Genomic DNA, 10496 nt, shown 5'->3' with positions numbered 1-10496 from the left:
TTTTGACTGGTTTTAAAGGACAAGTTGCTAGCCATTTCCAAGCAAAGTGTCCTTTTGATTGGTTCTAAAGGACAAGTGGGGATCCATTTCCAAGCAAAGTGTCCTTTTAATTGGTTCTAAAGGCAAGTTGAGATCCAATTCCAAGCAAAGTGTCCTTTTGATTGGTTCAAAAGGACAAGTGGGGATCCAATTCCAAGCAAAGTGTTCTTTTGACTGGTTTTAAAGGACAAGTTGCTAGCCATTTCCAAGCAAAGTGTCCTTTTGATTGGTTCTAAAGGACAAGTTGGGTTCCATTTTCAAGCAAAGTGTCCTTTTGACTGGTTTTAAAGGACAAGTGGGGATCCAATCCCGAGTAAAGTGTCCTTTTGATTGGTTCTAAAGGACATGTTGGGATCCAATCCCGAGTAAAGTGTCCTTTTGATTGATTCTAACGGACAAGTGGGGATCTATTTTCAAGCAAAGTGTCCTTTTGACTGGTTTTAAAGGACAAGTTGGGTTCCATTTTCAAGCAAAGTGTCCTTTTGACTGGTTTTAAAGGACAAGTGGGGATCTATTTTCAAGCAAAGTGTCCTTTTGACTGGTTTTAAAGGACAAGTTGCTAGCCATTTCCAAGCAAAGTGTCCTTTTGATTGATACTAAAGGACATGGTGGGATTCTTTCCCTGACGATGTGCCCTTTTACTGCTTCCAAATGAAAAACTTTGATTGATCAACGATGTAACTACGGTAAACGCTATGATCTTACTATATTACCCATTAAGCAGAAAAAGACTGCCGAGATGGCAGTCTGACCTCACTTATCAATATAAAAAATAATTACTTTCCTTTTTTGTCTTTTGATCCTTGTATGGAAACATTTTTAGGTATTTTTGGATAAGATGCTTTGTTTGCGTCATCAGGTCCTGTAAGATCATTTCTTTGATCTAATACCTCGCTTGAAAACTCGGGAGGAATTTCCTTTCCCATTCTATTCACCTCCAATGAATAGGATGGTTCATACGGACACTTTTTATACTCAACCATCAACCCTTTAAATATTCGAAAATGTATTCTCCGATTTGCGCCATTGTTTGTTTTGCGATTTTATCCTCAACATCTTTTGAAAGTACCACAACATTCATAGTTCGCCTACCGACATATAAAACACCTATATCATGGCGAATTCCCGTTACCCAGCCGGTTTTGTTCGCTATTTCCCATTCCGGAGTTATCCCAATAATGTTGTAATCGGTATCTGGTAATCTGTCTGGCAAACAATCGCGAAACTGCTGTTTTTTCATTATATTGATCATTTGTTCGCAAGCATAATAGGAGATAATGGATCCAGTTGTTAGTTTTTTAAGAAGTGTTCCTATATCTGATGCGGTTATCATATTCCTACCCTGCGTTTTGACAGGAACTGTCATAAGCTTGTTGTAAAAACAGCTATTCTTCATACCTATTTCATCCATGATCTCTTGAATTTTTTCAACCCCTACAAGATCAATTAAGACATTGGTTGCGGTATTATCACTCTGAATTATCATGAGAGTGAGATAATCATAGATTGTAAGACTAATTCCAAGTGTCATGTGTTGAAGAACACCGGAACCCCCAACCAGATCTTCCCTTTTTAAGACAATCGTATCACTCAACTTGAACAGACCTTGATCAAAAGCAGAAAAGACTGCAGCCATAATTGGTACCTTAATAACGCTAGCTGCAAAGAACACTTCATCTTCATTCCAGGACCATGTTTCATTCTTGTCCAAATCCTCTAAATAAATTCCCCAAGTTCCACCTGTGTTCTTAATAAGTTCCTGGATTTCTTTTACCAAGTTCTCCATCTCTCCACACCCCCTTAATAAAATAATCTATTATCTAATTCTTTCATTGTCTGTCCAATAGACTCATGAATAACGTATGTATCCTCCCCGTAGTCATATGGTGTTTCTCCTTTATTGATAATGCATAGTGGGACACCTTGGCTTTTATACTGTGGAAACATGGAAAAAGGTGCAACAAGGAGACTCGTTCCCAACACTAAAACAAAATCTGCTTCATCCATGTGTTGAATTATTGTATTTATCCCTTTCATTGAAAACCATTTACCTGTATCCCCAAATAAAACAACATCCGGTTTAATGTATCTATCCTTACTATTTTTCGTATCACAGTGATCACATACAAAAAAATCATCCATTATTTCTAAACGACGTACCATTTCCTCTGTGGTATACTTTTTCCCACAGTTTAAACATGTAGCATTCTTCATCGTCCCATGAAATTCAATAACATTTTTGTTCCCTGCTTTTTGGTGAAGACCATCAATATTTTGCGTAATAATTGTGGTAATCTTTCCTTCTTGTTCCCACTTAGCAAGAATTTCATGGCCTTTATTAGGAAGAGCATTCGGATGATAAAGATTTTCTATTGCAAATTGGTAAAATTCTTTAGGATGTTCATAAAAATACTCAAGAGAAAGAATGTGCTCCGGGGCCAAAGAGTATATACCGGTTCTAGAACGAAAATCCTTGATTCCAGATTCAGTACTTATCCCCGCTCCGGTTAGAACAACCACTCTTTTCGCATCGTGAATCAGCTTTGTACATGTATCTAGTATGGTAGAATTCATGAAGTTAACCACTCCTAATATTTTCATATTCTTTCAAAAATATGACTTTTGCAAAGTAGTTCCAAACGATATAAATACTGCGAAATGTCATAAGTGGACTGAGATACCGTTATTTTAATCAAATGATGCTAATTTATGGTCTAAGCGGACACAGAATACCCTATTTAGGAAAAAATGTTTGAAAATCACTGCTTTTATATCGAATAACGGATCCTCTGTCCACAAACATATGGAAAAAACTTAATTTGTCACATATAACGGAACTGGAGTCCTCCAATTTTTTTAAAGGGTTAAAATATAATAAAAGACCATATCGTATGTGATGTGGCCGCTTCTTTCATATGCAATTATTATCTTCAGACATTAAAAAAAGGAACGAATCCACATTCCTTTTTTTATGCTAATTTGTACTTTTTAACTTCTTTCTTTCCATATTAACAAGTGCCAGCAGTCCAGCACTGATTAAACCAACAAATAAGTGAAGAGTAACGAGTTCAATATGTCCAGTTACTACACTAAATGTTGCACCAAACACCGAATAAATTATGGCAATAATGTAAAAACCGATCATAGCTTTAACCATTTAAACCCCTCCCTTTATTTCCAAATAATATTTTCATATGTAATCGTTTACTAAATTGTAACAAATACTTCACAAAATGTACATAAAGAATTTTCTTTTTGTACACAATTATTCATCGGGAGGGTTTTTGTCCTAAGCTCGAAAAATTTCTCGATATGCCGGTATTCCAGCAATACTTTCAGCACTATAAATAGCGTTTAATATTGCTTGCTCCATTACTTTTGCCGCCATTGGCCCTAGCAAATCAATCGAAACCTTTTTGCTACCTGTAGCTAAAGTGAAAATTGTATCCCCATCATGCATCGTGTGTGCTGGATAAATGGTCCTTGCGTATCCATCCTGGGCCATTTGTGAAATCTTTGTCGCATCAGACTTCGTTAGTGCTGCATTTACAGCAATTACACCTAAAGTTGTATTCGTACCTGCTTTTATCATAATTTCTTTATTTTGTTGAAGAAAATCTATAAAATTGACAACTTGATTATTCTCGCGATTATAGGCACCTGCTAAAAATTTTCCTGTGGAAGGATCGCGGATTTCACCTAATGAATTCACAGCGACAATTGCACCAATCACGATTTCTTCGTTTAAACGAATCGAAGCTGTTCCTAGTCCTCCCTTCATGCAATGATCGAAACCAAGGAACTTTCCAACAGTTGCACCGCAGCCCGCTCCGAAATTTCCTGTTTGGAATGGCTGACTACTAGCAATTTTTACAGCTTCATATCCCATCTTTTTATCTGGCCTAATCTTCGGATTTCCATTTGCCAGATCAAATAGAATAGCAGCTGGCACAATTGGAACCTTTGCTACACCAGTGTCATGTCCAATATTTTCTTCTTCTAAATATTGCATGACACCGGAAGCTGCGTCTAAACCGAAAGCACTTCCTCCGCTCAAAACAATGCCATGAACCTTATCCACTAAATTGATTGGATTTAATAAATCCGTTTCCCTTGTACCTGGTGCAGAACCTCGAACATCCACACCACCGGTTGCACCCTCTTCTGTTAAAATAACCGTACAGCCCGTTAATGCGTCCATATTCTGCATATTACCAACTTTAACTCCAGGTACATCAATGATTTGACCACTTATCATCTCAATCACTCTTTTTATTAGTTATTTTCATCATACCTAAACAAAAAACACTTCCTGCATCATACTAAATACGATGGAGGAAGTGTTTTTTCCTTTATTTTCATATTTGATTCCAATTTATTAATGGTTATAGTTACATGCCTATTAATGAATTCTTCTAGCGTTTCAATGACATCCTCATCATCAATAAAAAAATCATTTACATACTTTGTTCCACTAAAATATATTTGCTTTCCTTCAAAGTAATATACTTCCGCATGACCTTCAAAATTTCGGATTATTTCCCTACCTTCGGACTGGTGGACAAAAATATTCAAACAAATAAATTGATCATTTAGCGCTGCAAATACCTTTGCGATGGGAGTATCATTTATTTTCAACACTGCAGAACCTTTTTCTTCTTTTTCTTCAATGACTCCCGTTACTATGATGCTTTTATCATTAACCATAAAGCGATTTCCTTTCGAAAAAAGTACTACTAATGATTCTTAGTGATATTTTCAAAAATAGTATAGCAAAAATCTGTCATAATTCAATCCAGCTTAACTATCTGTTAAAGATTGAATACGTTTAAAAGATGTTAGTAGCAGCAGACATTGGCCGACAACCACAATTTTCTTGAATCTCTTTTAACCTTACTACATCTATACGTTCTTCAGCTTTCCTTTTCTCTTCCCTTTTTTTTCATAGCTATCGAACCAATCAGGTAATATTACTGTTCTAATAGATTTTTTTTTCATGGATAATGTGGTTATTAGGTTTAGCATCAGACATAGGATAACTTTCTCAGTAACATCTTGTACTGCTTCTACAACTTCAGAAGCTTTCTAAGCCACATTGTTCATAACAGATTTGATGTTGGCAGTTTCCTTTTTGCCAGATCATTGCAGCTGTTATAGTAGAAGAATAATGTTTTTTTACCCCACGAACTTTCATACAGTAATGCTCCGTTTTAATAATAACAAATACCCCTTTTGCATACAGTTGTTTATATAAATAGGCAGCAACTTCATTTGTCGTCATTCTTGATTAATCATCGTTTTTTTAATATTTAATTGCCGTTTATACAACAATATCTCATAATGAATAAATTCTCTTTTGAATTTTCCGATTTTTGTGTTATTATATATCTTAAAGATATATATCAATTTGATACAGGTGAAAAAAATGACAACAATAAATCATACAAAGTATGCCATCCTCGGAATCCTTACTACTGGTTGCCGTTCAGGTTATTCGATTAAACAAATGATTGACGGTAGTTTAAATCATTTTTGGAAGGTGAGCTATGGGCAAATTTATCCTACATTAAAACAATTAGTAGACGAAGGTCTGGCAACCGTAACACAGACCTCACAAGAAGGAAAACCCGATAAAAAGGAATATGATATCACACTAAAAGGTAAACACGCCCTTCAAGAATGGCTCGAAATACCGTTGAAAGAAATTCCAATTGAAAAAAATGAGCTTCTACTGAAACTATTTTTCGGAGACCAACAAAGTGAATCCACTACATATCAACAAATTGCACAATACTTACAAATTCTCCGAGAACAGTACAACACCTATGAATCCATTGAACAAATGTTAAGTAACCGATTATTAGATCAATCAAGTGCAAAATTTTGGCTAATGACATTAGATTACGGCAAACGAACTAAACAAGCAGCTATAGAATGGTGTGAAATCACAATGAAAAAATTAAATAATGAACAGGGGGAGAAGAATGAAGAGTAATATCTTTCCGGGTCGGTATACGACTGAACAAAAAGAAGATATCGTGGTATTTATCATTGGTATGAGAATAAATAAATATAGGGCTTTCAATAAATGGCTACCTGTGGCTAAAGCGATGGGTCCAATGATTCGTGAACTCTATGAAAATAAGGATCTTGGATTTATATCTATGGAATCATTTTTTGGATTGCGTACTACATTAATGGTGCAATATTGGAGATCCTCAGAAGAATTAATGGCATATGCGAAAGGACAAAATCATTTAACAGCTTGGAAAAATTTCAATCAAAAAATAGGAAATAATGATGCTGTAGGAATTTATCATGAAACATATATCGTTCCAAAGGAAAACTACGAGTGCATTTATGGGAATATGCCACTGTTCGGACTTGCACGTGGTTTTGGAAATAAACTTATTACACCTGAACTAAATTCAGCGAAAAAACGACTATCAGCTCAAAATAAGATACCCCATTGATTTATTCAATGGGGTTTATCATATTTATACATAGATTGAAATCTCCAATGATTATTTTATTCAGTCATAAACTGTTTTTTTGATAACTATCATGCCAGGCAAAAAAGTTGAAAATGACTTCAATATAACAGTTTGGCCAAACTTTAAGATTACATATTCTTTTTTCTTACTACTACATTTATAGATACATTTTTTGGATTTCTTGGATACAATGCTTTTTTTTCGTCATCTGGACCAGTAAGATCATTTCTTTGAACTCATACTTTACCCGAAAACTCTGGTGGAATCCCGTTATCCATTCTATTCATCTCCAATTTATAGGAAGGTACAATCGAATACTTTTTAATACTTATTCATCTCTTTATCAATTTCTGTTAAGGTCTGTCCTATTGATTCATGTATAACAAATGTATCCGGACTAGAATCATATGGTGTTTCACCTTTATTAATAATGTACATTGGACAGCCTTTTATTCTGTACTGTGGAAAGATCGAGAAAGGTGTAACAAGCAAACTTGTTCCTAACACCAATACAAAATCTGCTTCATTCATGTATTGGATAATAGTATTTATCCCTTCCGTCGAAAACCAATTACCAGTATCCCCAAATAAAACAACATCCGGTTTAATGTATCGCTCCACCGTCTTGTTTGTAGTACAGTTGTGGCACACATAAAAATCTTCCATCGTTTCCATGCGAGAAAGTATCTCATCTGTGCAATAACTTTTCCCACAATTCAAGCATGAACCAGTCTTCATCGTCCCATGAAATTTAATGACATTTTTACTTCCAGCTTTTTGATGAAGTCCATCAATGTTCTGGGTAATTATCGTGGAAATTTTTCCTTCCTGTTCCCACTTAGAAGTTGAAGTTGATACAGAAATGTTATTTAAGCATGAATTTAATGTTAAGCCTATTTCAGGGGTTACCAAAAGAACAATAAGAATCATGGATGAGTACGTTGATAAAGTAATCGATGACATTAAATATGGTAAAGCGAGATGTGAATTTTGTGACTCTGTTTCAAATTTCAACGGAGTGTTGCACGCATTGTGGAAGGTCTGATTATTTAGAACCCCATTTTTATGATTAGAAAAAGGACGAGGTTGTAGCTCGATCATTTCTTCGAACGAATCTATTGATTTCTGTAGAAAATTTTAATTTTATGTGAGTATCTACTATCATGATAAATATCCAAGGTAACTCTCAAATGGCTAAGATCCTTGCAGATTGAGTACTCTTGATAAACTCTTTTGCCGTCATTGAATAGGAATATGAAAGATAAAACTGAATGCCATTCTCCATTTCATATTCGATATGTGTACATTGTGAACCGATGTTTTTATAGTCTAGCCCTTTAGCCGAACACCAGTCAATAAGCTTTCTTGCAGGCGTCCATTGAACCAGATCATACCCAGGACCAACGCCACCTTCCCATATATCAGCGTATAACAGTGATTCTGTCTGGATATTACCCAGCATGCCACACACAGCCTGTGGTGTCCATCCACGACTAACAAATTAATTATAGATATACATAGCATTAGAAATTTGTTTACTATTGAATACCATCTCTTCCAATCTCCTTTTTGATTTTTTTTAAAAGCCTATAATGATTTAAAAAATCTGATGAATATATCCCTAAGTAAAAGTTATATTTGAACTTTACATAAAGTAGCCCCCTCTATTTAGATTGATATCCCTTATACCGGTAGATTAAAAGTGTAAATTGATATTTTTATACTTTTCGATTTTATAGAAATGGGAATAAATAGTATGTTAAACTTTATTTAGTAGAAATTCATGAATTATAACAAGGAGTGTATGCTATGAAAACAAAGTTTCTATCTGGGATTGTTGTGATCTTCATGGTTGTTCTTGACAGTGTACTATTATCTAGTTGCAAGGAGACAAGTGCAAGCAAAAATACTGAATCAAAACAAGAACATTCTAATAAAACTTCCAAAAAAGAGAAAACACAAAACTCTGAAAGCGGAAATATTCCAACAAGCTATGTACTCAGTGATAAAGAACGTAAGATAGCCGAAAAAGAAGTTGGAAAAGTAAACAATGAAGAAGATTTTTTTAAAAAAATGATTTGTATTTCACTACAAAAGATTAAATTGGGCGAAGCAAAAGATGATTATAAAATCACTGGGATAGTTGAGGGTACTGTAGATCGTATCCAGATGAATAAGGTGAACTTAGCTTATCTACAAGAGAAAGTAGACTCCATAAAAACTACTAAGGATGAAAAATCAGGGGACTATACTTATGATAAAATTTTAACACGTTGGATTAATGGTAATTTTGATGGCATTGTAAAGGATTTTAAGGTTATTAGAAATGACTTTAATAAACCCAAGGGATATAGCGATTCAGGTACTGATTATCCAACTACAATAGTTCAAAGAAGCAAGGCAGACGAACAACAGTATATTAAACACTTTTTCAATTAAAATTAAAGTTGCGGTAATATTGTGGCTTTTTTTTGCGCGGATTTAAAATTTATGCCGTTATTAATAAAAGTAAGGAAAATCGCAAATAGCAAGTTTGTACATAGTAAAGTAGAAGAAGAAGATTTTAAACTAATAATAGAAATTGAACTTTGGAGAGCATATGAACGGTACAATCCGGATTTGGGAAATTGTTTTACCATGCTTCTCTATCCTAAACTTCGAAAAGGGGTAAGAAATCCTACATATTTCTATAATTCATGGTAGTATTACGCCTAAGTAGTTTTCCTAAGCAATTCCAATAATGGTAAAACCCTATGTTTCCCCTGTTGCAAGGTTAAAGTACTTTTTACTCATCAAAACACAAAAACCTGGGTTAAAGAACCAAGGTTTTTGTTGATCTGTATACTATTATGTATGTCAATATTTAACGAATCCACACATTTGAACCAACAGTTTTGATAAAATCAGTATATTTACTATCGACATAAATATCTAAAATCACTCTCATTCCTTCTCCTTTTTTAGCAATATTACTAAAGGTTACATTGAGGTTTTTACCAGATTCACAGTAGCCTTTAACAGTTTCAACATTCTGCCATGTTTCTCCAACTGTTCTTTGTAGTGTTAATTTGCAGTAGCTGTAAATATAGAAAGCAAGATAATCACCAAATTCCACAGTAGCGTATACATTGAGATAGTCATAGGATGTATGCAAATAACATGTTACGTTTCCTAAACCTCCTGGATTGTAAGTAAAAGTTGTTTTTGTAGTTGCCATTTATATTCCTCCTTGAAATTCACCTATGTGGTATTGAATTTTTACTACATAGCCCTTATATCTTTTAAAGAGGAAATGTAAATTAAATGTTTTCCTATTTTTCGATTTTTATTGTGCTAAAGTTTTTCTTAGAAGGAAAATAGAGATTAGTAATAAGGAGGGAATTGGAAAATGAAGATAAATTTAAAATTATATCGTATAATATTTTGTGTTTCCTTTTCTTTAAGTCTTTTTACTTTTGTAGCTCCACTATGCATGGCCATTTATAATTCATTGAAATATAGAGATTTTATAGAACATTTCATGGTGGCCTATGTTCATTTAAGTGTAGAATTACATATCGATGATAATATAGTTTTGTTTTATAAAGTACTCATTGGTATAAGTTTTGTGATGTCCATTATTTCAGCTACATTAACATTGTTTATTGATAAAAAAAAGCTATTCTGTCAATTGTCAATTTTGTCGATGTTTTTAAGTGTTTTGTATCCAATTAGTAGACCAATCATAGTTTTTTTGGCTTTTGTTAGCTAACAAAGACCTCGGTTATGCAACCGAGGTCTTTTTATCATCTCAATACAAATCAGTAGTTAGCCCTTGTAAGTCTCTCTTGTAGATTACTTGGACGCTATTCCTAAAGTAAAGCCATCTAATGTTAATTCGTAATGTGTTGCTTACACCACAAATTCAGCAGTAAATGGTATCTTAAAACCAAGGTTTTTGTAAAATTTTCCTTTATTATCGTG

General features: G+C 34.1%; 13 protein-coding genes and 1 pseudogene. 4 read left to right on the top strand and 10 right to left on the bottom strand.

The window, feature by feature from the left end; genetic code table 11:
- Window positions 1-815: 815 nt before the first annotated feature.
- The 7 genes from AC3WJF_RS02950 to AC3WJF_RS02920 form a co-directional block, all read right to left on the bottom strand.
- The gene (locus AC3WJF_RS02950) at window positions 816-965 is read right to left on the bottom strand and encodes a hypothetical protein (RefSeq protein ID WP_492449608.1); all 150 of its coding nucleotides are present in this window, start codon (window positions 963-965) and stop codon (window positions 816-818) included.
- Between the two features lie 56 nt (window positions 966-1021).
- Window positions 1022-1825 (bottom strand): serine hydrolase, encoded by an 804-nt coding sequence (locus AC3WJF_RS02945; RefSeq protein WP_492449607.1) that lies wholly within the window; start codon window positions 1823-1825, stop codon window positions 1022-1024.
- 14 nt (window positions 1826-1839) lie between these two features.
- Window positions 1840-2613 (bottom strand): NAD-dependent protein deacylase, encoded by a 774-nt coding sequence (locus tag AC3WJF_RS02940; RefSeq protein ID WP_492449606.1) that lies wholly within the window; start codon window positions 2611-2613, stop codon window positions 1840-1842.
- A gap of 400 nt (window positions 2614-3013) precedes the next feature.
- Window positions 3014-3196, bottom strand: a complete 183-nt coding sequence (locus AC3WJF_RS02935) for a hypothetical protein (protein ID WP_492449605.1) — start codon at window positions 3194-3196, stop codon at window positions 3014-3016.
- 132 nt (window positions 3197-3328) lie between these two features.
- A complete protein-coding gene (locus AC3WJF_RS02930) occupies window positions 3329-4297 on the bottom strand; it encodes a P1 family peptidase (protein WP_492449604.1) in 969 nt (322 codons plus the stop codon).
- A gap of 59 nt (window positions 4298-4356) precedes the next feature.
- Complete coding sequence (locus tag AC3WJF_RS02925) at window positions 4357-4746, bottom strand: hypothetical protein (protein WP_492449603.1); 390 nt, start codon at window positions 4744-4746, stop codon at window positions 4357-4359.
- Window positions 4747-5113: 367 nt separating this feature from the next.
- Window positions 5114-5320: a GTP cyclohydrolase I gene (locus AC3WJF_RS02920; RefSeq protein WP_492449602.1), complete on the bottom strand. Its 207-nt coding sequence runs from the start codon at window positions 5318-5320 to the stop codon at window positions 5114-5116.
- Window positions 5321-5464: 144 nt separating this feature from the next.
- Here AC3WJF_RS02920 and AC3WJF_RS02915 point away from each other — a divergent pair, with 144 nt between their 5' ends.
- Window positions 5465-6034, top strand: a complete 570-nt coding sequence (locus AC3WJF_RS02915) for a PadR family transcriptional regulator (protein WP_492449601.1) — start codon at window positions 5465-5467, stop codon at window positions 6032-6034.
- On the top strand, window positions 6024-6512 hold the full coding sequence (locus tag AC3WJF_RS02910) for a DUF4188 domain-containing protein (protein ID WP_492449600.1): 489 nt from the start codon (window positions 6024-6026) through the stop codon (window positions 6510-6512). The genes AC3WJF_RS02915 and AC3WJF_RS02910 overlap by 11 nt, the downstream gene beginning before the upstream one ends.
- Window positions 6513-6854: 342 nt before the next feature.
- Here AC3WJF_RS02910 and AC3WJF_RS02905 read toward each other — a convergent pair whose 3' ends face one another.
- Both AC3WJF_RS02905 and AC3WJF_RS02900 read right to left on the bottom strand, forming a co-directional pair.
- On the bottom strand, window positions 6855-7634 hold the full coding sequence (locus AC3WJF_RS02905; RefSeq protein ID WP_492449599.1) for a Sir2 family NAD-dependent protein deacetylase: 780 nt from the start codon (window positions 7632-7634) through the stop codon (window positions 6855-6857).
- An 85-nt stretch (window positions 7635-7719) separates the two neighbouring features.
- Window positions 7720-8022 (bottom strand): annotated as a pseudogene (locus AC3WJF_RS02900) (phage tail tip lysozyme); the annotation flags it as partial.
- 320 nt (window positions 8023-8342) lie between these two features.
- Here AC3WJF_RS02900 and AC3WJF_RS02895 point away from each other — a divergent pair.
- Both AC3WJF_RS02895 and AC3WJF_RS02890 read left to right on the top strand, forming a co-directional pair.
- On the top strand, window positions 8343-8972 hold the full coding sequence (locus AC3WJF_RS02895) for a hypothetical protein (RefSeq protein ID WP_492449598.1): 630 nt from the start codon (window positions 8343-8345) through the stop codon (window positions 8970-8972).
- A gap of 51 nt (window positions 8973-9023) precedes the next feature.
- Entirely contained in the window at window positions 9024-9236 is a 213-nt protein-coding gene (locus AC3WJF_RS02890; protein ID WP_492449597.1) for a hypothetical protein, read from the top strand.
- 160 nt (window positions 9237-9396) lie between these two features.
- On the opposite strand, the gene AC3WJF_RS02885 is transcribed toward AC3WJF_RS02890, so the two are convergent.
- The gene (locus AC3WJF_RS02885; protein ID WP_492449596.1) at window positions 9397-9750 is read right to left on the bottom strand and encodes a hypothetical protein; all 354 of its coding nucleotides are present in this window, start codon (window positions 9748-9750) and stop codon (window positions 9397-9399) included.
- Window positions 9751-10496: the final 746 nt, after the last annotated feature.

The organism is Heyndrickxia sp. FW510-T9 (assembly GCF_058781025.1).
This window is presented reverse-complemented; position numbering and strand designations above follow the sequence as displayed.

What these genes read in the sequence shown, in the direction of transcription:
- AC3WJF_RS02950 (WP_492449608.1), bottom strand. Translation starts at nt 965, where the DNA reads ATGGGAAAGGAAATTCCTCCCGAGTTTTCAAGCGAGGTATTAGATCAA.
- AC3WJF_RS02915 (WP_492449601.1), top strand. Translation starts at nt 5,465, where the DNA reads ATGACAACAATAAATCATACAAAGTATGCCATCCTCGGAATCCTTACT.
- AC3WJF_RS02895 (WP_492449598.1), top strand. Translation starts at nt 8,343, where the DNA reads ATGAAAACAAAGTTTCTATCTGGGATTGTTGTGATCTTCATGGTTGTT.
- AC3WJF_RS02890 (WP_492449597.1), top strand. Translation starts at nt 9,024, where the DNA reads ATGCCGTTATTAATAAAAGTAAGGAAAATCGCAAATAGCAAGTTTGTA.
- AC3WJF_RS02940 (WP_492449606.1), bottom strand. Translation starts at nt 2,613, where the DNA reads ATGAATTCTACCATACTAGATACATGTACAAAGCTGATTCACGATGCG.
- AC3WJF_RS02910 (WP_492449600.1), top strand. Translation starts at nt 6,024, where the DNA reads ATGAAGAGTAATATCTTTCCGGGTCGGTATACGACTGAACAAAAAGAA.
- AC3WJF_RS02945 (WP_492449607.1), bottom strand. Translation starts at nt 1,825, where the DNA reads ATGGAGAACTTGGTAAAAGAAATCCAGGAACTTATTAAGAACACAGGT.
- AC3WJF_RS02885 (WP_492449596.1), bottom strand. Translation starts at nt 9,750, where the DNA reads ATGGCAACTACAAAAACAACTTTTACTTACAATCCAGGAGGTTTAGGA.
- AC3WJF_RS02920 (WP_492449602.1), bottom strand. Translation starts at nt 5,320, where the DNA reads ATGACGACAAATGAAGTTGCTGCCTATTTATATAAACAACTGTATGCA.
- AC3WJF_RS02930 (WP_492449604.1), bottom strand. Translation starts at nt 4,297, where the DNA reads ATGATAAGTGGTCAAATCATTGATGTACCTGGAGTTAAAGTTGGTAAT.
- AC3WJF_RS02935 (WP_492449605.1), bottom strand. Translation starts at nt 3,196, where the DNA reads ATGGTTAAAGCTATGATCGGTTTTTACATTATTGCCATAATTTATTCG.
- AC3WJF_RS02905 (WP_492449599.1), bottom strand. Translation starts at nt 7,634, where the DNA reads ATGATCGAGCTACAACCTCGTCCTTTTTCTAATCATAAAAATGGGGTT.
- AC3WJF_RS02925 (WP_492449603.1), bottom strand. Translation starts at nt 4,746, where the DNA reads ATGGTTAATGATAAAAGCATCATAGTAACGGGAGTCATTGAAGAAAAA.